19 protein-coding genes and 1 pseudogene are annotated in these 20,315 nt (G+C 70.7%); 10 read left to right on the forward strand and 10 right to left on the reverse strand.

Annotation, left to right across the window (positions count from 1 at the left end; genetic code table 11):
• The first annotated feature begins 108 nt into the window (after nt 1-108).
• Complete coding sequence (locus tag ACH5AF_RS04255) at nt 109-1,005, forward strand: phosphotransferase enzyme family protein (RefSeq protein ID WP_398899858.1); 897 nt, start codon at nt 109-111, stop codon at nt 1,003-1,005.
• Nucleotides 1,006-1,157: 152 nt separating this feature from the next.
• Here the strand turns inward: ACH5AF_RS04255 and ACH5AF_RS04260 are convergent, their stop codons facing one another.
• Both ACH5AF_RS04260 and ACH5AF_RS04265 read right to left on the reverse strand, forming a co-directional pair.
• On the reverse strand, nt 1,158-1,862 hold the full coding sequence (locus ACH5AF_RS04260) for a response regulator (protein ID WP_398899859.1): 705 nt from the start codon (nt 1,860-1,862) through the stop codon (nt 1,158-1,160).
• Nucleotides 1,859-2,986: a sensor histidine kinase gene (locus tag ACH5AF_RS04265; RefSeq protein WP_398899860.1), complete on the reverse strand. Its 1,128-nt coding sequence runs from the start codon at nt 2,984-2,986 to the stop codon at nt 1,859-1,861. Before ACH5AF_RS04265 ends, ACH5AF_RS04260 begins: the two co-directional genes overlap by 4 nt.
• Nucleotides 2,987-3,205: 219 nt before the next feature.
• Here ACH5AF_RS04265 and ACH5AF_RS04270 point away from each other — a divergent pair, with 219 nt between their 5' ends.
• On the forward strand, nt 3,206-3,628 hold the full coding sequence (locus ACH5AF_RS04270; protein WP_398899861.1) for a DUF6223 family protein: 423 nt from the start codon (nt 3,206-3,208) through the stop codon (nt 3,626-3,628).
• Between the two features lie 154 nt (nt 3,629-3,782).
• Here the strand turns inward: ACH5AF_RS04270 and ACH5AF_RS04275 are convergent, their stop codons facing one another.
• The 3 genes from ACH5AF_RS04275 to ACH5AF_RS04285 form a co-directional block, all read right to left on the reverse strand.
• The gene (locus ACH5AF_RS04275; RefSeq protein WP_398899862.1) at nt 3,783-4,061 is read right to left on the reverse strand and encodes a hypothetical protein; all 279 of its coding nucleotides are present in this window, start codon (nt 4,059-4,061) and stop codon (nt 3,783-3,785) included.
• A 664-nt stretch (nt 4,062-4,725) separates the two neighbouring features.
• Nucleotides 4,726-5,061, reverse strand: coding sequence for a hypothetical protein (locus ACH5AF_RS04280; protein WP_398899863.1), 336 nt, complete (start codon nt 5,059-5,061; stop codon nt 4,726-4,728).
• Nucleotides 5,062-5,432: 371 nt separating this feature from the next.
• On the reverse strand, nt 5,433-5,564 hold the full coding sequence (locus ACH5AF_RS04285) for a DUF6245 family protein (protein WP_398899864.1): 132 nt from the start codon (nt 5,562-5,564) through the stop codon (nt 5,433-5,435).
• 86 nt (nt 5,565-5,650) lie between these two features.
• On the opposite strand from ACH5AF_RS04285, the pseudogene ACH5AF_RS04290 reads away from it, so the two are divergent.
• Nucleotides 5,651-5,959: pseudogene (locus ACH5AF_RS04290) on the forward strand (serine/threonine protein kinase); the annotation flags it as partial.
• A 40-nt stretch (nt 5,960-5,999) separates the two neighbouring features.
• On the opposite strand, the gene ACH5AF_RS04295 reads toward ACH5AF_RS04290, so the two are convergent.
• Nucleotides 6,000-6,425, reverse strand: a complete 426-nt coding sequence (locus ACH5AF_RS04295) for a hypothetical protein (protein ID WP_398899866.1) — start codon at nt 6,423-6,425, stop codon at nt 6,000-6,002.
• A gap of 159 nt (nt 6,426-6,584) precedes the next feature.
• Entirely contained in the window at nt 6,585-8,186 is a 1,602-nt protein-coding gene (locus ACH5AF_RS04300) for a hypothetical protein (RefSeq protein ID WP_398899867.1), read from the reverse strand.
• Nucleotides 8,187-8,307: 121 nt separating this feature from the next.
• Between ACH5AF_RS04300 and ACH5AF_RS04305 the strand changes: the two genes are divergently transcribed.
• Nucleotides 8,308-8,532 carry a hypothetical protein gene (locus ACH5AF_RS04305; protein WP_398899868.1) on the forward strand — a complete coding sequence of 75 codons (225 nt, stop codon included), beginning with the start codon at nt 8,308-8,310 and terminating at the stop codon, nt 8,530-8,532.
• Nucleotides 8,533-8,994: 462 nt separating this feature from the next.
• Here ACH5AF_RS04305 and ACH5AF_RS04310 read toward each other — a convergent pair whose 3' ends face one another.
• Nucleotides 8,995-11,106 carry an FUSC family protein gene (locus ACH5AF_RS04310; RefSeq protein ID WP_398899869.1) on the reverse strand — a complete coding sequence of 704 codons (2,112 nt, stop codon included), beginning with the start codon at nt 11,104-11,106 and terminating at the stop codon, nt 8,995-8,997.
• Nucleotides 11,107-11,344: 238 nt separating this feature from the next.
• Between ACH5AF_RS04310 and ACH5AF_RS04315 the strand changes: the two genes are divergently transcribed.
• From ACH5AF_RS04315 to ACH5AF_RS04330, 4 genes are all read left to right on the forward strand, one after another.
• A complete protein-coding gene (locus tag ACH5AF_RS04315; RefSeq protein ID WP_398900432.1) occupies nt 11,345-13,276 on the forward strand; it encodes a glycoside hydrolase family 15 protein in 1,932 nt (643 codons plus the stop codon).
• A gap of 79 nt (nt 13,277-13,355) precedes the next feature.
• Nucleotides 13,356-14,930, forward strand: a complete 1,575-nt coding sequence (locus ACH5AF_RS04320; RefSeq protein WP_398899870.1) for a GMC oxidoreductase — start codon at nt 13,356-13,358, stop codon at nt 14,928-14,930.
• 38 nt (nt 14,931-14,968) lie between these two features.
• Complete coding sequence (gene zwf / locus ACH5AF_RS04325; protein WP_398899871.1) at nt 14,969-16,378, forward strand: glucose-6-phosphate dehydrogenase; 1,410 nt, start codon at nt 14,969-14,971, stop codon at nt 16,376-16,378.
• A 437-nt stretch (nt 16,379-16,815) separates the two neighbouring features.
• A complete protein-coding gene (locus ACH5AF_RS04330; protein ID WP_398899872.1) occupies nt 16,816-17,217 on the forward strand; it encodes a hypothetical protein in 402 nt (133 codons plus the stop codon).
• Nucleotides 17,218-17,374: 157 nt separating this feature from the next.
• Here the strand turns inward: ACH5AF_RS04330 and ACH5AF_RS04335 are convergent, their stop codons facing one another.
• Together ACH5AF_RS04335 and ACH5AF_RS04340 are read right to left on the reverse strand one after the other, a co-directional pair.
• Nucleotides 17,375-17,815: a GNAT family N-acetyltransferase gene (locus ACH5AF_RS04335; protein ID WP_398899873.1), complete on the reverse strand. Its 441-nt coding sequence runs from the start codon at nt 17,813-17,815 to the stop codon at nt 17,375-17,377.
• A gap of 226 nt (nt 17,816-18,041) precedes the next feature.
• The gene (locus ACH5AF_RS04340; protein WP_398899874.1) at nt 18,042-18,773 is read right to left on the reverse strand and encodes a hypothetical protein; all 732 of its coding nucleotides are present in this window, start codon (nt 18,771-18,773) and stop codon (nt 18,042-18,044) included.
• Between the two features lie 307 nt (nt 18,774-19,080).
• Between ACH5AF_RS04340 and ACH5AF_RS04345 the strand changes: the two genes are divergently transcribed.
• Both ACH5AF_RS04345 and ACH5AF_RS04350 read left to right on the forward strand, forming a co-directional pair.
• Nucleotides 19,081-19,524, forward strand: a complete 444-nt coding sequence (locus ACH5AF_RS04345) for a MarR family winged helix-turn-helix transcriptional regulator (RefSeq protein ID WP_398899875.1) — start codon at nt 19,081-19,083, stop codon at nt 19,522-19,524.
• Complete coding sequence (locus ACH5AF_RS04350) at nt 19,517-20,041, forward strand: aspartate carbamoyltransferase (protein ID WP_398899876.1); 525 nt, start codon at nt 19,517-19,519, stop codon at nt 20,039-20,041. The genes ACH5AF_RS04345 and ACH5AF_RS04350 overlap by 8 nt, the downstream gene beginning before the upstream one ends.
• Nucleotides 20,042-20,315 lie beyond the last annotated feature (274 nt).

Genomic DNA, 20,315 nt, shown 5'->3' on the forward strand with positions numbered 1-20,315 from the left:
GCCGGCCATGCAGACCACTTGAGACAGCCGGGCCGGCCAGGCGCAGACCCGCCCGCCAGCGGGACTGCAGGACGTTCGGTGTAGCACCCGATCAGGGACGATGTATCGATGACGAGCGACAAAGTGACCGAGTCCGGACGAACTTTCATGAGCCACGCTCGGGGCCGGCGCGTGCTGGACCTGCTCGCCCCGTGGCGCCTTCCGGGCGCCCGCATCGGGCGCGAAATGACCGACCTCGGAGACCGCTCCCGGGTGTGGAGGCTGGACACCGACATCGGGCCCTATGTCGCGAAGCTGACCTTCGATCACCCCGCAGTCGTCGAGCCGGGTCTGGAGATCGCCGCCGTCCTCGACCGCGCCGGCATCCCCACCGGGGCGCCGATCCCTGCCGCCGACGGCCGACTGTGCAGATCCGTCGGCCGCCTGGGGCGTCGGCCCTGGACACTGGCCCTGCATGAGTTCGTCCCGGGCGCACCGCTGGACCTGGCCGGGAAGACGGCTCCGGAGCAGGCCGGGGACCTGCTCGGACGCGTCCACCACGCTCTGGCGACACATCCTGATGTGCCACAACCGGCAGGACACTTGCTGGACTTCTACACAGCCGAGGCCGACCGCCTCAGCGGCCCCCGCGGCACTGCCCTGGGCAGGGCATTGGCGGCCATCACCGACTTCCGCGCCCACACGCGACTGAGCGACGGCGTGCTCTATGGCGACCCCGCACCGGAGATCCTCGTGGATGCGAACTCGACCGAACTGGCACTGATCGACTGGGGCACCCCCAGCTATGGTCCGCTGCTCCACGACATCGTCAGCTGGCAGCTGTTCCTGACTTCCCACCAAACCCCCGAAGCGGCCACGACGGTGGAACAGCGCTTCCTCGCCGCCTACCGGGACCGCTGCCCGATTGATGACCATCAGCTGGCCGGCAGGAATCACTTCCTGGACCTCCACCACGCCATCCAGGACGCATGGATGCCGGAACCGCCTCAAGACGCTGCCTGGTGACCGGCGAATGCCCATCGCGGTGATTCCACCTGGCTACTTCGTTCCCGGCGTCCACTTCATGCCGAGCCGATACGCCCGGGAAATCACATCCTGGACACCAGGACCGTCTTGAGGGGTGAACCACCTGACCTCCCGCCCTACAACGCCCTCGATCAGGTTGGCACATGAGGCACAGGTGCACCCGGACCGTCGATGTCGAGACTGCGTGGGGCTACCAGGCCGGATTCGTAGGCAAGCACCACGAGTTGGGCCCGGTCACGGGCACGGAGCTTGGCCATGGCCCGGTTGATGTGGGTTTTCGCGGTCAGCGGGCTGATCACCAGACGCCCCGCGACCTCGTCGTTGGACAGGCCCTGCGCAACCAGCACGACGGCTTCGCGTTCGCGGCTGGTCAGCTCCTCCAGCCCCGTGCCGGTGTCGGCGGGGAGCGGCTGGGAGACGTACCGGTTGATCAGCTTGCGGGTGATCGAGGGTGCGAGCAGGGCGTCGCCGCGCGCGGCGACGCGTACGGCGTGCAGGAAGTCTTCGGGCACGATGTCCTTGACGAGGAATCCGGCGGCGCCGGCGCGCAGCGCGTTGAAGACGTATTCGTCCAAGCCGTAGTTGGTCAGGATGACGACGTGCACTCCGCTCAGATCCGGGTCTGCGGCGATGCGCCGAGTCAACTCGATTCCGTCGACGACCGGCATCTGGATGTCGACGAGCGCGACGTCGGGCAGATGCTCTCTGGCAAGCTCCAGGCCCTCGCTGCCGTCGGCGGCCTCGGCCACCACCTCGATGTCGTCTTCGAGATCGAGAAGCGCGCGGAATCCGCTGCGAATGAGCGGCTGGTCGTCGACCAGCAGGACACGGATCATGACGTCTGTTCCACAGGGAGTTCGGCCTGGACGGTGAAGCCGCCCTCGCCGCGCGGTTCCGCCCGCAGTCGGCCGCCGAGGGCGGTGACGCGTTCGCGCATCCCCAGCAGCCCGACGCCGGGTGCCGGCGCGGTGATTGGATTGGCCTTGCCGTCGTCATCGACGCGTATGGCGAGGGCGTCCGGACGGCAGTCGATCCGGACCGACGCCGTGGCGGCGTCCGCGTGGCGGGCGATGTTGGTCAGCGACTCCTGAACAATCCGGTAGACGGTCCGGCCCACCGCGGCCGGCACGTCGTGCCGCCGTCCCTCGATCGTCAGCGTCGCCTCCAGACCGGCCTTACTCGCTCGTTCCACCAGTTCCGGGACGTCGTCGAGTCCACGCGGCGGGGCTGTGTCGTCGTCGCGCAGTGCCTCCAGGGTCGCGCGCAGCTCCCGGCTCGCCTCACGACCGGCCTCCTGGATCGCCAGCAGGGCCTCCGGCACCGGTTCGCCACGCTTGCGCGCCACGTGGACGGCGACTTCAGCCTGCACCTTGATGACCGAGATCTGGTGCGTGAGCGAATCGTGCAGCTCCCGCGCGATGTGCAGCCGCTCCTCGTCTGCGCGGCGCCGCGCGGTCTCCTCCCGGGTGCGCTCGGCCTCGTCCGCCCGCCGCTCGGCCTGCCGCAGCGCCTCGCCTGCGGCGCCGGCCGCGATCAGCCACGCCAGCTCCAAGGCGCCTCGGGCCTGCGCAAACGCCTCGCCCGTGTCGTGCAGGCCCGAGGCCAGGGCCGCGAGCGGGAGCACGGCCAGCATGGCCACACTCGCCGCCACCGTGGCGGTACGGTGTCCCGCCCGCACGGCTGCGTACACCGCGAACAGGTACGCGACAGCAGGCACATCGAAACCGATTGCCTGGTACCCCGCCGCGCACAGCCCGGTGACGGCCAGGACGGCAACCGGAGCCCGGCGGCGCACGGCAAGCGCCATGCCGCCGGCCGTCAGCAACGCGTGCCCGAGCAAGTCGAGGTTCATGGCGGAACGCTGCCCGGACAGCCCGGTAACCAGCAGCGCCGCCGCCACGCCGACAGCGATGACCCAGTCTCCGAGACGGGCCCGGACACCGGACTCACCTGCACTCATGCGCGCACCCTAACTGGCTGCCGCCGCGGGCGAGTCCCCCTCGTGGACGAGCGGCCGGCTACCGCACACGCAGTACCTACGCGCCACCTGCGACGTCCGTGGGACCCGGATGCGGCATCGGCGGCAGTGCGAAGTGTCTGTGTCCGCCGGACGACCGGATGTGGGTCCTGCGGCCATGCTCGGGCGACAGCCAGTCGAAGGAAGAGAAGGAGCACCTCAATGTCTGTTCGTCGCCTGCTTGCCACCGCTGCCGCCGCCCTGCTCGGAGGCATCGGGCTTGCCGCACCGGCGGCCGCACACGCCTCGGTCCAGCCGGTCGCCGCCAGTTTCTACGACTTCAGCCTCGGGCGACTAGGGGCCACCACAGGCGCGCTGGTGGGGCTGGCGGGCGTGGTCATGGCCGGGCTGGCGCTGGCCCGCCCCGCCGGTCGTCTCAGCGCTGCCAACGGATCGCTCGGGGCCGCGGTGGCCATAGTGGCGGGGGTGATCAGTATGGCCCTCGGCGGGCTGGTCGCGGCCACCGCCGACGGTGGACTCGGCACCGGCAACGGGCTGGGCGGGGCCTACGTGGCCATGCTGGTGGGGCTGATCGGAGCGTCCCTCGGCGGGCTGGCTCTGGCCCGCTCCCGCCGCACCAGCTGACGGCAGACGGATACGAGCGCGCGCCCGAGTCCGTCCGAAGACCGATCGAGTTCCGTCCGTCGTGGCGGCGTCGCTGTGGGGCGGGCGGCGAACTCCTTTACGTCAACCACTCCCCCATCGCCTTCCCATGGACCACCGGCGGAGCCTGGACCGTCTACACGGTGTGGGCATGCGCCGCATGGGAAATCGCCGTCACCGGCGTCCACCGGCGGGACCAGTGAGTGGTCAGATGCGTATGCGACGATCGCAGGATGCGGCAGCCCATGAGGCTGATGATCTTTCCCGAGAGTGGAGTCAGGTGGAGGACGACCAGATTCGCGCACACTTCGACGGCCGTGCCCGCGTTGAGCTGTCGCCCGGCAACACTGCCTCGAAGCGGCGCCGGGCCGACGAGATAGCCCACGCGCTCGGCTACCGGCCGTTCGCCGTCCACAACCTCTGGCCCAGCGGTGTCCGGCTCGTCTACGAACGCGACGACGGCCCGCAGGCACGCCGCCGCCGCGAACTGACCATTGCCCGACTGCGTGAGGGCGGACCGCTGCTGTCGGAGATCGCGCCGCCTCCGCCACCGCCGCCAGGTCCGCCGCCTCCGGCCCCGGCACGGCCCCGGCCCAGGCCCCGGCATGCGAGCCGGCCTCCTGCGGAGCCCCCGCCGCCTCCCGCCGCGGCACCAGCCGGACCGCGGATTCCGCCACCGCCGCCCTTTCCGCCTCCCCCGCCTCCGCCCCCGCTCGCCCCAATGTCTTGACGGATCCCGCGTGCCCGGCGCGGTGCCCCTGGGCTCTCATCGGCTGAGCCCATTCATCCGTACACGGCTGCGCACATTGACCGGTACGCCGACAGGAGCCGGAGTCGAAGATGGTTGCGGAGCGTCCGCGGGTGCCTGACCGGCAGGCCATGCTGCTTGGCGGACCTCCGCTTCGTCAGCAGGACCGCGTGCAGCCGGAAAGCGGAGCCTGGGCGTTTGCGGTCGGCCAGGGCCGGCGGGCCGTCGACGGCGAACCAGCCCCGCCAGGTCCGCACCGTGTCCGCGTGCGGCGGTGGGTGCCTTCGCAAGACGTCATCGGGCGAGCGTACGAGCGGGGTACGACAAGCCCTCAGCCGGAGCTGCCTGCGGCTCGGCCCAGCACCGTACGGCACCGTTCCCGTCCCGCGTCGATGCTCGCTTCCCACAGCCCCGCGGCATCACCGGACACCGACAGGAGCTGGAGCCGCTGCTCCTGGGTGCGGAAGCCGGCGCCGGCCACGTGCTGGTCCAGCATCCCCATCGCGGTGAGCGCCACATGGCCGCAGGACACCGCGTCATCGGCGCTCCCGGAGCCGTTGGCCAGCAGGGCGTACCGCAGGACGAGGGCGGCGAAGAAGGTGTAGGTGCCGGCGACGTCGGTGACCTCCTCGTCGCGTGGCTGAAGGTCGGGGAACCGCTCCAACACGCGTATGCGCTCGGCGGCGTCGGAGAGGGGCGGTCGGCATGCCAGAGGTCGCGCACGGACTCCACGTAGAAGTCCAGATCTGCTTCCTGGCCTGCTGCGCCGGCCCGCAGACCCACGAACAGTGGCGCCATACGTTCGGCGCAGGCGGCTACGTACAGATGGACCGTCTCGCTGCCGCATCGCTTTCCGCCCCACACCAGAAGGCGCCAAGACCTCCCTGTACGCCTCAACCCTCCCCAACCTGCCCGGCGGGAGCTACGTCGTGCCCTATGGGCCGTTCCAGCTCCGTGGCGAGCCCGTCCTCCGCAGCCGGGAACGCGCCATCCAGGACTCCTCCACAGCCCACCAGTTGTGGGTGCTATCGGAACAGCTCACCGGGGTGCACTACTCATTGCCCGCGGAACCGCCCCCTCAGCAGTGACCGTCCGCACCCGGTACGCGTTGGGACCGCCGAGCCGGGCGGCCTCCTCCGCATGCTCCTCCGGGGTGTTCTCCGCCGTCATACAAGCCCAGTGCGGCCATCGCCGCGGCGGTCTGCTCGACTGTGGCCGGAGCCTCGCCCCGCCCCATCTGCCAGGGCATAGAAGGGGAGGCACTCGCCGAGTCCCGCGACGTGTGCGCGATCCGCGAGCGCGTGCTCGGCCCGACCACCCGAGACGCTGGCCAGCCGCCGCGAGGTCGCCGTCGGCCTGGGCCGGCTCGGCCGCTGGGGCACTGACCGGGTACCGCCGGGCGGCCGCCGCACGCGAACGGGTCCTTGCGCCGACCACCCCGACACCCTCGTCGGCCGCAACGACGAGGCCCACTGCCTTCGGCAACTCGGCCGCGCCGGGAGGCGGAGGAACCGCACCGGAGGGTGGCGGCGCTGCGGTATCAGGGGACGCCCGGCGGCCGGTGAGCCGCCTGGCACCGACCGGATCCCGCGGCGTCCTGCCCCGTCAGCGCAGGCCCGTGTCGCACCTGACGGTCACGTCCGCGTACATGCCGGAACGGACGGTGACACCGATCGGCTTGCAGAATTCCGTTCCCGGTACTTCGGCTGTCACGGTGTACTCGTTGGGGCGCACGGAGACCCGGAAGCGGCCGTCCTGCCCCGCGCGCGCCGTCGCGGCGACGTCATCGGTGGTGCGGTCGCGTACGTGCACGGTCGCCTTGGTCGGTTCACCCCGGCACTCGTCCTCGCGCGGCTCCGGGGCTCCCTCGACGGGACACACCGGCCACAGGACGACGACACCCGCCACTCCCGACCCGGCGCCCCTCGGCCCGGTGCCGGGCCCCTGGTGCGGCGAGTCCGCGCAGGAGGCGAGTGCCGCCGGCGCGATCAGCGATGCGGTGGCGGCCACGGTCAGGACACGGGAACGCACCGTGCTCCTCCTCACGCCCGAACCGTCCGTGCGACAGCTCGCAAGCCGTTGTACACCTCCACTGTAGGAGGGCCTGCGCCACGCACCATGCGGGCGAAACAAGGGCGGAGGGGCGACGCAGCGCCCCTCCGCCTCAACGGTGGTCCGGTCTCTTGTCGCCTAGCAGTAACCGAGACGTCCGATCCGCGAACCCCACATGGTCGTGCTCACATGCCGCTCGTTCACGAGCCAGGCACGCTGGCCGACCGGACAGGCGCCGACGGCCACGGGGTCGATGGTGACCGCCGAGTAGTCGCCCCAGCGCTCGACGGTGGCCGACGATGGATTGTAGGGGCCGGTCGCCACCGCGAAGGTCACGCCTCCCGTGACGGTCGTTGAATCGGTCGCGAACCGTCCGCTGCCCTTGACCGCGGCATGGTGGAGGCCGGAGCCGACCGCGTCGGTCGAGGACCAGGTGAAGAACATGCGTCCAATGGGGTTGGCCGCGGTGCCGCCGATCGGAGAGCCGACCACCGCGGGGTTGAAGTCGTCCGAGTCACCGGATTCGAAGACGAACCCGGAGGCGGTCAGGGCGTTGGTGCCGGTGTTGATCTGGTACCACTTCGGCGTCGGGCGCGAACCGGCCGCAATGGTGTGGATGTTGAGGAGCTGATTGCCGATCTGGGTGCTGGCGTTCTGGAAACGGGCGTCCGACGAGTCCAGCCGGTCGGCGAATCCGGGCTGGCGCGCGTCCGGAGGTGCGGAGAACGCCGGCACCGGCACGTTCACCGGTGCGGCGATGCTCGCGTTGCTCCGGCCGAGGCCCGTGGCCCGGAACAGCCTCAGGGCCCCAGAGGGGCTGCCCGTCAGGAGGAAGGCGTTGGCGTTGTTGTCCTCCACGATGGGAGGCGCCACCGAACCCACCGCCCCGAGGTTGAAGTACTGGAACGTGGTGGCGCGCCCGTTGTAGATGTCCGCCTTGGCGAGGCCGAGCACACGCGTGCGGAGGTAGGCGGTGAGCGACGCGTTGAAGACGTTGCCCGTGATGATCACGGCGTCCTGATCCATGCCCAGCTGCGGGAAGTCGAAGAAGTCGGTGCCCTCCGGGAGGTCGAACCTGTAGCGGAAGTACGAGCCGGTCGGGTCGGACGTCGTGGACACGGCGATGAAGAGGTTCTGCACCGAGGGGTTGGCCGGCTCGGGGAGCGCCTCGGCGACGATGACCCATCGGTTCCACTTCTTGTCGTACACGACCCGTGGATCGAAGATCATGGTCGTCGTGTAGCTGAAGAAGCTGGCGAACGACACGTTCAGCACGTTGGCGCCGTTGGCCTTGCTGAAGACGCCGATGCCCCTGCCGTTGGTGACTTCCACGAAGTGGTTCAGCCCGACGGCGCCGTGCGTGTCCGGTGGGCGTACGCCGGTGCTGCCCTGGTTCAGGCCCTCGAAGCCGAACTGACCCGCGGGCGGCGCCAGGGGAGCGGAGGACCGTGTGCCACCGACGCTCGGGCGCTTCTGCGGAGGAAGCTCCGGGGCCGCGGCACGCCGCTCTTTCGCGTCGGTGGGGAGCGGCGCAGGGGGCTGACGCCGGTCCTCGGACTCGGTGTTTCCCCTGGGCGTCACGGCCTTCGCCGGAGGCAGCCGGATGTGGTCGGTCGCCACCACGGCGTCCCCGTGGTCCCGCGCCATGGCGCTCGGGGACGTCTCGGGCATGCCGAAGCCCAGCGTGAGTGCCGCCAGCACAAGTGGCAGGACTCGCCGAACGCTTCGTCTGGTCGTCAAGATGACCCTCTTTCCCTGATGCACAGCCGCAAGGCTGATGTCGGAAATCCCGGGCCATCATGGAGAGGGCGTGCAGCCGGTCGACGTACTGAAAGGCCGGGACACGCCGAACATCACCTGCTTGCCGCGCACAACGGGAAACGGCCTGCTGGGACGCCCACTCCGCCGCTCCGGCCGACCTGTCGGGATCCGGGTCCGCGACCATGGGCGTCGCCTGGTGCGGGGCCACGAGACGTTCCGCGCCAACAGCGAGTCCCTGATCCTGTCGTCGATGACCATGTTCATGAGCCGCCGCCTCACCCGCGGCACCCCCCACGGCGCCAACTGCCGCTCCCCTGCCGCGTGACGGCGTGACGGCGTGACGGCGTGACGGCGTGACGGCGTGAGGCGTCAGGCGTCAGGCGTCAGGCGTCAGGCGTCAGGCGTCAGGATGCTGTACAACGCGCAGGCAACTGACTGGTGGAGCTCGGCCTTCCGCGCCTCACCCTCCCACCGGACCTCACCACATCGCCCCACCCCGCCAGACGGACTCCCCCGCGCCCACACGCCCCGCCCAAGGCACCCGTGCCGTTCTCGACCGGTACGCGCTGATCGTCACTCAGGTCCGCGACAACCTCACCACGCTCGACCAGCTCGTCGGTGACGGCGACTTCGGCGACAACCTCGACGGCGGCGTACGGCGCGCCGTGACGCTGGCCGACGAGACCGGCGCCGACGGCATGGCCGGCCTCGCCGAGGCCTTCCTCAACGACGTAGGCGGGGTGAGGACGCCGGAGCGGGTCGCCGCGGCGCCGACCGGTGTGGCGGGTCAGGACGGGCCTGCGCCGTGCGGTCGGCGCGCGGGTTCGCGCAGCAGGTGCACGTCGTTGCGCAGGACCGCCAGCCACTGCTCGAGGTCGGCCAGTTCGGGCACGTCGGCGGCCGGTGGGCCGGCGGGAGGCAGCGGCTCGGTGGGGTCGTACGACGGGCCGCCCCCGTCGGCGGCGGCCGCCGTGGCGGTCAGCGCGCGTGACAGCGTGCCGGCCTGTCGCCGTGCCTCGTGCGCTTCCCTTTCGGTGAGGGCGGCGCGGTCCGGCCGGTCGTAGAGGGGGATCCAGTAACTGCCGGCCAGGGCGTGCTGGCCGACCATGAGGGCCACGTGCCAGTCCGTCGCGTCGCCGTCCAGTTGCGGGGAGCCCGGCTCGCTCAGGTACTGGGCGTAGGCGGTCTGTGCGAGGACCAGGGCGTGGGAGGCCGGCTCGCCGTTGACGGGGGTGCCCCGGCCAGGGCCGGTGAGGATCTCCGCCGTCACGGACGTGACCAGGGCGGCGCACTCCCGCAGCAGCCGGGCCATCGCGTTGAGCAGTTCGCTCCGCGCGCCCCTGGGCCACGCGAGCAGTCCGCACAGCAGGCCCACCGTGCTGCCTATGAGGACGTCCAGGAGTCTGACCTCGTCCAGTTGCCAGGTCGCGGGCGCCAGTTGGGCGAAGACGATGGACACGAGGACGGTGAACATCGCCTGGGCCCAGGCGATGCCCAACAGCGGTCCCAGTGTGAACGTCGCGAGCATGACGGGCGCGAGGAGGACCGCGTACACCATGCTGTCGGGGCCGAGCGCCGTGAGGAGTGCCGCGGCGCACAGTGCGCCGGCGAGCGTGCCCGCGAGGGCGCGCGCCACCGCTTGGCGGGTCTGCACCACGGTCGTGCGTACGAGGGTGAGGACGGCCAGGAGGACCCAGAAGCCGTGGGAAAGGTCCAGCAGCCCCGCCACCAGACGTGCGGCGCCGAGCCCGAGGGCGACCCGGACGGCGTTCTGGAAGAGGACCGACCGGGGGGTCAGGTGTGCGCGTACACGCCGGGCCCACAGCCACCAGGTGGGTGCGTCGGCGTACCAGAACAGGGACCGCGGTTCCACGAGGCCGATGCCTCGGCCTCGCAGGGCCACCCGTGCGGCGAGCTCGACATTGCGGGCCGACTCGGCCGCGGCGAGGACGGCCGCCCGGAAGCGCGGGTCGGGCTCGGGGCGCTCGCGGACGGCCCGGCGTCGTGCCGTCTGGAACCGGACGATGGCCTCGTGTACGGCGCCCGGTCGTGGCGGTGCCGCGTCGCGCAGGGCTTCGGCAGTGTGCCGGCATGTGTCGGCCACCGCCTCCAGCAGGGCCGCGGCGAGCGCGTCGGGGCAGTCGGGCCGGGTGTGGGTGAGGCCCCTCAGCTGGTGCAGCAAGCTCCGGGCGGACGCCCCCGCCTGGGCATAGGCACGGCTGGTCCGGGACGGCGCCGCCGGCCGCTCACCCTGCGGCAGCCTCGCGGGACTGAGGTCGTCGGCGATTGCGTCCACCGTGCGGTCGTCGGTGCCCTCCCCGGTCCCGCGGTCGGCGGCGAGGCGGGCGGCGAGCCGCGCGGCCGTGGCGGAGGCGAGGGCCAGCCGGGTCCGGTATCCGCGGGTGGGCTTCTCTGGCAGGAGCCAGCGTTCCGCCGCGGCGAACAGGCCCACGCCGAGGGCCAGTCCGGCGAGTCGGTCGCCGATCTGCTGCGGGGCGTACGGCGGGAAGCAGGCCAGGATGTAGCACAGTTGGAGGCCGCTGGACGGCCCGGCGACGCGCGGTCCCGCGACGGCGCTGAACGTGAGGGCGAAACCGACGACGACCATGCCCAGCACCGCCGTCAAGGTGTGTACGGCGAGGAGGGTGCCGACGGCGGTGAGCGTGAGCGCCGCCGGCAGTGCCCTCACCACACCGGCCGACCGGGCGCGAGCCGACCCCGTCATCCTGGACAGCACACCGAAGGCGATGACGCCGAAGAGGGCGTAGACCGACATGACCGGGCGTTGCATGCCGTACCGGCAGGTGTAGAAGCCGGCGCAGACGGCGACCGTCACCCTGACCGCCGAACGCAGGGCGTCACGGCGTCGCGGTGCGTTCAGTGACCGGTCGTCAGGCACGGTGCGGGGGCGTTCGCGTACCGGAAGCTGCGCGTGTGCGGTACAAGGCCAACACCACCTCTGACGAGCCGGCGAATCGGCGGGCCGCGCCGTCGGCCGGGGGCCCGTCTTCCAGCGTAGGCCCCTATGGACGCCCCTGGCCGGGGCAACAGTGTGGGCGCGATGGGGAGGGGCCGCCGAGGCGACGGATCCGGGTGGGAGTCGGATAATGACACTGACGGACCACCTGGAGTGTCTCGTGCAGCGATACCCCCTCATCGCGGACCACGGACTGGTGGGCGATCTGCAGACGGCGGCCGTGATTTCGTCGGAGGGCGTCGTCGACTGGTACGCCGCCCCGCGGTTCGACTCGCCCGGCATCTTCTCCGCCCTCCTCGACCATGACGTCGGCGGGCATTTCAGTCTGGGTCCCGACGCTCCGGACGGGACGAGCAAGCAGTTGTACTACCCCGGCACGGCGGTCCTGGTGACGCGGTTCATGTCGCCGGACGGGGTCGGGGAACTCATGGACTGGATGCCTCCCCTGCTCTCCCCCACGCCCTCGGACCGGCACACCCTGATCCGTGTCCTGCGGTGCATGCGCGGCACCATACGGTTCCGTCTGGAGTGCGCCCCCCGTTTCGACTTCGGGCGCGACCGCCACATACTCTCGCCGAACGAGGAACCGGGCTCGACGAACGAACGACCGGGCTCGACGGGCGAGTGGCGGGCCGTGTTCCGCGGTGCGCGTCTCGACGCCCATCTGCAGGCCACGTTCCCGCTGCGCCGGCAGGGCGACGATGTGGACGGCACGGTCGTACTGAACGCCGGTGAGACGGCGGGCGTCGCCCTCACCGTCTGCGACGCGGACGGCGAAGCACCCGAGCCCATCGCCGTCGGCGGGCTCACCGAACGGCTGTGGCAGACGATCCGATTCTGGCAGGGCTGGTTGCGGACCACTCGCTACACCGGCCGCTGGCCGGACATGGTGCACCGCGCGGCGATCACGCTCAAACTGCTGACGTACCTGCCCACGGGGGCGCCGATCGCCGCCGCCACCATGGGTCTGCCGGAACAGGTCGGCGGGGAGCGCAACTGGGACTACCGCTACACCTGGATACGGGATGGTTCCCTGTCCGTCCGGGCCCTGCTCGACCTGGGCTTCGTGGAGGAGGCGACGGCCTTCACCGACTGGCTGATGCGGCGGCTCTCGGAGCGGGCGGACCTGCCGCAGGGGCCCGGCGGACCGCCCTTGCAGATCATGTACCGCGTCGACGGCGACCCCGAGCTGCCGGAGGAGATGCTCGGGCACCTGGAGGGCTACCGGCGCTCGGCTCCGGTTCGGGTGGGCAACGCGGCCAAGGACCAGTTGCAGCTGGACATATACGGCGAGGCCCTCTACGCCCTCGCACAGGGGCGGGGCGCGCACGGCCCGGACCACGGCCCCGGTCTCTCCGCCCGCGAATGGAAGGCCGTCGCACACGTCCTGGACGAGCTCACCGCGCTGTGGGACCAGCCGGACGACGGCATCTGGGAGACCCGGGGCGGCCGGAAGGACTTCACGTTCAGCCGGGTGATGTCCTGGGTCGCCTTCGACCGGGGTCTGCGGCTCGCGGACCGACTGGCCTGGCCGGCCGACGTGGCGCGGTGGAGGGCGGCGCGCGACACCGTCTTCGCCCAGGTCATGGAGAAGGGGTGGCACAGCGGCCGCCGGGCCTTCGTCCAGCACTACGAGGACGACGTCCTCGACTCCTCGCTGCTGCTGGCCCCGCGTGTCGGTTTCGCCTCCCCCACGGACCCCGACTGGCTGAGCACGCTGGACGCCGTGGAGGGCTCCCTGGTCTCGGACAGTCTGGTCTACCGCTACGACCCCCGCGCCTCGCCGGACGGGCTGCGCGGCAGCGAGGGCACCTTCAGCCTCTGCAGCTTCCTCTGGGTCGACGCCGTCGCGCGCGCCGGGCGCCTGGAACAGGCCCGGTTCGCCTTCGAGAAGATGCTCACCTACGCCAACCACGTCGGGCTCTTCGCCGAGGAAATCGGTCCGTCCGGCGAGCAGTTGGGCAACTTCCCGCAGGCCTTCACCCACCTGGCGCTCATCATGGCCGCCACGACGCTCGACGACGCCATCGACCGGCTGGTGCTGGGCCAGGCGCCGAAACCCCGTCGCAGCATGCCGCCCCACCTGTTGTGACGCGGATGCGGTGCGAGCGGCACGGAACTAGCCTGAAAGAGTCCGTCCTGTGTCCGGGGCTCACGCCACGGAGGGTCCAGTGGACGATCAGCACTACGACGTCGTCATCGTCGGCAGCGGTGCCGGTGGCGGCACGCTCGCCCACCGCCTCGCCCCTTCGGGCAAGCGGGTCCTCATCATCGAACGGGGCGGCTACCTGCCGAGGGAGCGTGAGAACTGGCAGTCCCGTGCCGTGTTCGTCGAGTCGCGCTACCGCGCCGACGACATCTGGTACGACCACGAGGGCCGGCCCTTCCCGCCCGAGGTCAACTACTACGTCGGCGGCAACACCAAGTTCTTCGGCGCGGCCCTGTTCCGGCTGCGGCCCGAGGACTTCCACGAGATACGGCACCACGGCGGGCTGTCGCCCGGCTGGCCGCTGGACTACACGGACCTGGAGCCCTACTACTCCCAGGCGGAACAGCTCTACCGGGTGCACGGAGAGCACGGCACGGACCCCACCGAGGGTCCGGCGAGCCTTCCGTACCCGCACCCGCCGGTGACGCACGAGCCCCGGATCCAGCAACTCGCCGACCGGCTCGGCGGGTTGGGACTGCACCCCTTCCCCCTGCCGATCGGCGTCGACCTCACCGAGGGCCCCGACGGAGTCCCCACCCGTGACAGCGCGTGCGTGCGGTGTGACCAGGTCGACGGCTTCCCCTGTCTCCTGCTCGCCAAGTCGGACGCCGAGACCGTCTGCGTCACCCCGGCCCTGCGGCACGAGAACGTCTCGCTGCTCACCCACGCCCGGGTGGACCGACTGGAGACGGACCCCACCGGCCGGACCGTCACCGAGGCGGTGACCACCCTGGAGGACGGCACGACCGCCCGTTTCCGGGCGGACGTCTTCGCCGTTGCCTGCGGCGCGGTGAACTCCGCCGTCCTGCTCCTGAATTCGGCCTCCGCGCGCCACCCCCGCGGCCTCGCCAACAGCTCGGACGTGGTGGGCAGACACTACCTCCGGCACAACAACGAGGCGCTCATGGCGGTGTCTCGGGAACCCAATCCCACGCGCTTCCAGAAGACCCTGGCAATGAACGACTGGTACCTCGGCGCGGACGACTGGGACTATCCGCTGGGCGGGATCCAGATGCTCGGCAAGTCCGACGCGGAGCAGATCCGCGCCGACGCCCCGCACTGGGCGGGCGTCTCACCCCCGGACATGCCCCTGGAGGTCCTGGCTCACCACTCGGTGGACTTCTGGCTCTGCGGAGAGGACCTGCCCGACCCCGACAACCGGGTCACCGTGGGCCCGGACGGCCACGTGCGCCTCGCGCTCAGGGACACCAACACGGAGGGCCTGCGGCGCCTTCGCCACAAGCTGGCGGGCATGCTGGAGGCACTGGGCATGCACCCCCACCGCCTGCTGCCCCACATGGTCTACCTGCACAAGGACATGCCGATCGGCGCAACGGCCCATCAGGCGGGCACCGTTCGCTTCGGAACCGATCCGGACTCCTCAGCCCTGGACGTCAACTGCCGTGCCCACGACCTGGACAACCTGTACGTCGTCGACGCCGGATTCCTCCCGAGCATCGGCGCGGTGAACCCGTCCCTGACGGTGATGGCCAACGCCCTGCGTGTCGGCGACCACCTCGTCCAGCGGCTCGGATGACCCCGGGACCCCCAAGCCCCCACCGCACGGGAGAGACCATGGCAACAACGGACCGCGTCGACGCCCTCGTCATCTTCGGCGCCACTGGAGACCTCGCCAAACTGGAGACCTTCCCGGCCCTCGCCGGACTCGCGGGGCGGGGGCTGCTCGACGTGCCCGTGATCGGTGTGGCGAAGAGCGGCTGGGGACCGGACCGGTTCCGGGACTACGCGACCGCCTCCTTCCGCGACAACGGCATCGACCCGGCCGGTGCCCCGGCCGGCCGGGTGCTCGACGCGCTGCGCTACATCGACGGCGACCTCACCGACCCGGCGACGTACGACACCCTGGCCCGCGAACTCCGGGACTCCCGACGCGCGCTCTTCTACCTGGAGGTCCCTCCGGCGCTGTTCGGGCGCATCGCCCAGGGCATCGCGACCACCGGGCATGCCGAAGGGGCCCGAGTGATGATCGAGAAGCCCTTCGGGACGGACCTGCGCAGCGCCCGCGAGCTCAACGCGACCGTCCACGAGGTGTTCCCCGAGGACGCGGTCTTCCGCGTGGACCACTGGCTCGGGCTGGAGCAGATCGAGAACCTCATGTTCGTCCGTTTCGCGAACTCCGTTCTCGAGCCACTGCTGAACCGCACATACGTCGAGAGCATCCAGATCACGATGGCCGAGGCGTTCGGCGTGGACGACCGGGGCCGCTTCTACGACCGTACGGGAGCCGTGCGGGACGTACTGCAGAACCATCTGCTGCAGGTGCTCGCCACCGTGGCCGCGGACCCGCCGGAGGGGAAGGGCCTCGCCGACTGGCAGGACTCCCGGGCACGTGTCATCAAGGCCCTCCGGCCGCTCGACCCGCACGACACGGTGTTCGGCCAGTACGACGGGTACGACGGCGTCGAGGGCGTGGCCGCGGGGTCCCGCACCGAGACGTTCGTGGCGGCGCGGTTCGCGGTGGACTCGTGGCGCTGGTCCGGCGTCCCCGTGTGCATCCGGGCGGGGAAGAAGCTGCCGGTGACGGCCACGGAGATCCTGGTGACGTTCCGGCGCCCGCCGTGCGACACGTTCGGGCTGGGCCCCGCCCTCGGTTCCAACCAGCTGCGCGTCCGGTTGCGGCCCGATACGGCCATGACATGGGCCATGGTGGGCAAAGAGCCGGGCCCGGGCACCGAGCCGCAGATCGACGCGCTCACCTTCCACGAAAGCGCCGCCCAGGACATGCGCCCCTATGACCGGCTCATCGGCGCGGCGTTGGAAGGGCAACGCTGGTTGTTCGCGCGGCAGGACACCGTCGAGGCCGCGTGGAGCGTCGTCGACCCGGTGCTCGACGGAACGGAGGGCGCCCCGCATCCGTACGAACAGGCCACGTGGGGCCCGAAGGAGGCCGAGACGGTGCTGCGGCCCGGTGAGCGCTGGCACGACCCCCGGCCACCCGGTGCCGACCCGCCCCGGGCGGCGTGAGGGCGCGCGCTGGACGCCCCGCTCCGCCGTCACATCGGTCATGCCGGCAGGACATCGTTCATGTCGGCAGGTGTCGGACCGTGTCGTCGTCCGTCACCTCGTACACGTCGATCCGCAGCAGACGGCGAACATGCGCCGGAACGCGTTCGACGGCCCGGACGGAGGAGGAAGGCACGACACAGGGCACACAGCGTGCGTGCAGAATCCTCGCGCGGTTGCGCCGTTGGCAAAGACCTCAGACGGCCGACAGGGCTGGGCGCGGGCGACAGTCGGCGTCCGGTGCCCGCCGACACCGCCGAAAGGCCTGCCGAACGCGCGGGCCGGGGCTTGAGTCCGGCCCCCGTATCGCAGCGGTGCAGCCACGAGCCGAGCGGGAGTTCCTTCCGATGGGCAGAGCCGCCTTGGGCTGTCCAGGCACACTGCTAGATTCGGTCGCCATGCGATCACGTGAGTACGACCTCGACTTCCGCGACCGGGCCAGTCGAATACGGGCCTGGGGCATCGGTCTGTTGTCCTTGGCGGCGCTCCTGTGGACATGGTGTTTTCTGTTGCTCCTCACACCGTACGAGGTCGACAGGGAGCCTGACGACCGCCATCCCGAACAATGCGAATCACGGTTGTTCACGGAGCGCGGCACGGCCAACGAGGGTCTGTACAGACATGATTGGTGCGAGAACGAACGCGACTGGCCCGAGGCCTTGGCCGTGCTCGGGCTGTCCCTGCCCGTAACGGCCGCCGGTGTGGCGCTCTTCACGAGCGGCAGCGTGACCCGCCGGATGAGCGCCCACGCCGAGGCCATGCGCGAACTGGACAAGTTCGCCGACGCGCAGAAGGCGTGACCAGCACGGTCGCTCTCCGAAGGCGCCGGTTCATGCGGTCAAGCGTGCGGCGGTGCGACCTGGTCACGACCGAAGCCGGCCGCTTCGCCGTCCCCATCGAACTGTGCGAGGGGGTCGCGGAGCACACGTCCTGCCCGCCATCACGCCGGCGGGCGGCCTATGGGATGTAGCGGCGGAAGCCCTGGGCCAGGGCTTTGAAACCACACGCTTCGTAGAAGGTGTGGACGTACTCGTCGTCCGCCGACAACAACTGCACCTTGTAGCAGCCGGCCGACTCGCCCAGCTGCACAGCGGCCTCCATCAGCCGGCGTCCGATGCCACGCCGCTGGAAGGAGTTGGACACCACGACGTTCTCCACGAACAAGATGGCTCGACCGCCGCGGGTGAGGTTCGGCATGACGATGCAATCCGCCGTTCCGGCCATCGTGCCGTCAGCGTGGGCGACGAGGACGGTCCGTCCCTGCTGCCTCGACATGGCTGCCCAGTTGGCATCCGCCGATGCCTCGGGCAAGGGCGCGTCGTCCGGGTTCAGCTCCCTGTAGAGGGTCAGCAGCTCTGGCAGGTCCGCCTCAGCTGCTGAGCGCACCGTGATCTTCATGCCCCGAGCCTAGAACGAGCTTCCCCCTACGACCTGGTGCAGGCCCAGCAGCCCTGGCACCGTACGTGCGCAGCGCCGGCCGGTCAGCCGTTGCACCACGGCGCTGCGCCGCCGCCTGCAGGCGCTGCCTTCTGGTCCACCGGTCTCGGCCGGTCGCCCGCGAGCCGGGGGGAAGCTGCGCCGCCGAGCCCGCGCACAGACGGAGGGGACGTGATGGACCACCTTTTCAGCCGTGGTGACGGCCGCGTTCGCGCACTCCGGCGACGAGCACTCCGGTGGCGAAGACCAGGACGAGGATGAACGTGACGATGCCGAGGACGTCCTGCAGCCCACTGGCCAGACCGCTGTAGCCCACGTCGACTCCGAAGATCACAGAGCACACGCCTGCGACAAGAGCGGTCCAGCCCAGCCAGCCGGCGACCCGGCGACTGGCGAGAATCGCAGCCCCGAAGAGCACGAGGGTCAGTCCGAGCATGATGCGGAAGTAGCTCTGGAATCCCCATTCGAGCCAGCGCACGGCCTCGGCGTTGGCGAAGCGGATCGCCTTCTCCGTCCCCGACGCGCTGAACCATGAGTCGACGGCCTGCTTCAGTCCCACGCCGTCCAGCCCTTGCAGAACAGCCCAGATCGTGGCAGTCGCAACAGTTGCCGCCGCCGCGAGCCGCGCGACCAGGGAAGGCCCGTCGGCACCGCGCAGGACGCGGTGCAGCACGAGGAGGCCGCTGAGCGTCACCAGGACGCCGATGAACTGACCAAGATGAACGGCGACCCAGGCGCTGCTTTCTGCGTACTCGGTGAAGATCGCCGTATGGTCGTCTTCCTCTCCTGAGGGATGAAGCGCGGCGGTCAGGATGACGTTGAGAACGAAGCCCCCGAGCATGAGCCCGCCGGCAATCGTCAGCAGGCGCCGCGAGCCGGCTTCCTCCGCCCCTTTGCCACCATGGATATGCGGACTCATGAGCAGACCCCAGTCCTCTCGATGTCACCGACCGACGTAGGTGAGGATCACCAGATGCAGCCGCTGTCTCAGGACACGCGGCATCGCCTCACCCGAACGAGTCGCGGCCGATTGCGCAGCACGCGGGGCAGCCGTACCGCACCGCTGAGGGGAGCCCATGCCCGGATGCCAGGGGGTGCTGATGCACGGCCCACTTGCCGGGCGAATCCGGCCGTGCCGTGGCGGCCGCTCCATATCCGGACGAGTTGCAGCCCACCACCCCCGAAACTGGTTGCAGTGTCGAACCTTCTGGTTGTACGGTCGAACCATGTCGAGTGATCGCAGGGCTGATGACCCTGTCGTTCTCCAGGACGCCCTGGGGAGCTTCATCCGTGCCTTCGGGCTGCACCAGCCGGAAACAACTCCCTGCGGCCAGCCGATCCCGGTCTCCGAGGCACATGCCCTGAGCGAGCTGGCACAGGAAGGTGAACTGCGGCAGGTCGAACTCACCCGTCGGCTGCGGCTGCAAAAGAGCACCGTGAGCCGGCTGGTCAGACAGATGTCCGCCCGTGACTGGGTGGAACGCGCCCCGGCCCTCGACGACGGGCGCGGCGTCGTACTGCGGCTCACGCCGTCGGGACGGCGAGCGGCGCAGAACCTGGCCGAAGCACGACGGGAGCGGTTCTCCCTGCTACTCGACTCGATCCCGGCCCACGAAAGAGCGGGCGTACTCCACGCCCTCGATGTGATGGTGGAGGCACTGGATGACTAGCAAGCGCAGGGCCCTGTTGGCGGGCGCGGGCGTGCTCGTCGCCGGCGCGGTGACGGCTGTCGCCCTGCTGGCCGGCGGCTCACAGCAGGATCCGGGCGAAGGCCGGACCGGACGACAGGAGCTGGTGGCCGAGCGAGGCAGAACCGTGATGCCCTTCGACCTTGAGCAGACCACCCACCGCTTCACCCCCACGACCAGGGGTGGCACCCAGCACGTCGTGGCCGACCAGCGCGGCGACAGCGAGCAGATCGCCCTGATACGCACCCACCTGCGCAAGGAGGCCGAGGCGTTCAGCCGCGGGGACTTCGCCGACCCCGCCCGGATCCACGGCGCCGACATGCCCGGCCTCGCCGAACTGCGTGAGGGGTATGACCGTATCGAGGTGCACTACGAGGACCTGGCGAACGGGGCCACCCTGACCTACACCTCGGAGGATTCCGCCCTGGTCGACGCCCTGCACGACTGGTTCGAGGCTCAGCTCGGTGACCACGGCGCGCATGCCGAGTCCGGCCATTGAACCGGCGACGGTCCACCGACAGTGCTCGCCGCCAAACCACGCGGCCACTGAGAGGCACGCCCCGAATCTCGGTTCGGAGTGCCGCGCCGTCGCCATGTGCCGCTCGGCCCCCTGGTGACGTCGAGGCGGATGACTCGTTCCAGAACCAGCCGTGTTCCGCCATCCCTTGTTTCGTACGGGCCGGCATCAGCCGGGCGGCGGCTCGGCATGAAGAGCCGGCGCGCGCCACCGCGTGGGGAGGTGGCGCGCGTCGGTGTCTCAGGCGGTCTCGCGT

Source organism: Streptomyces sp. NPDC018833 (genome assembly GCF_044390825.1).
Taxonomy (GTDB): domain Bacteria; phylum Actinomycetota; class Actinomycetes; order Streptomycetales; family Streptomycetaceae; genus Streptomyces.

Coding starts and splice junctions, on each gene's coding strand:
- ACH5AF_RS04255 (WP_398899858.1), top strand. CDS start 109: ATGACGAGCGACAAAGTGACCGAGTCCGGACGAACTTTCATGAGCCAC.
- ACH5AF_RS04260 (WP_398899859.1), bottom strand. CDS start 1,862: ATGATCCGTGTCCTGCTGGTCGACGACCAGCCGCTCATTCGCAGCGGA.
- ACH5AF_RS04265 (WP_398899860.1), bottom strand. CDS start 2,986: ATGAGTGCAGGTGAGTCCGGTGTCCGGGCCCGTCTCGGAGACTGGGTC.
- ACH5AF_RS04270 (WP_398899861.1), top strand. CDS start 3,206: ATGTCTGTTCGTCGCCTGCTTGCCACCGCTGCCGCCGCCCTGCTCGGA.
- ACH5AF_RS04285 (WP_398899864.1), bottom strand. CDS start 5,564: ATGACGGCGGAGAACACCCCGGAGGAGCATGCGGAGGAGGCCGCCCGG.
- zwf (WP_398899871.1), top strand. CDS start 14,969: ATGGCAACAACGGACCGCGTCGACGCCCTCGTCATCTTCGGCGCCACT.
- ACH5AF_RS04330 (WP_398899872.1), top strand. CDS start 16,816: ATGCGATCACGTGAGTACGACCTCGACTTCCGCGACCGGGCCAGTCGA.
- ACH5AF_RS04335 (WP_398899873.1), bottom strand. CDS start 17,815: ATGAAGATCACGGTGCGCTCAGCAGCTGAGGCGGACCTGCCAGAGCTG.
- ACH5AF_RS04340 (WP_398899874.1), bottom strand. CDS start 18,773: ATGAGTCCGCATATCCATGGTGGCAAAGGGGCGGAGGAAGCCGGCTCG.
- ACH5AF_RS04345 (WP_398899875.1), top strand. CDS start 19,081: ATGTCGAGTGATCGCAGGGCTGATGACCCTGTCGTTCTCCAGGACGCC.
- ACH5AF_RS04350 (WP_398899876.1), top strand. CDS start 19,517: ATGACTAGCAAGCGCAGGGCCCTGTTGGCGGGCGCGGGCGTGCTCGTC.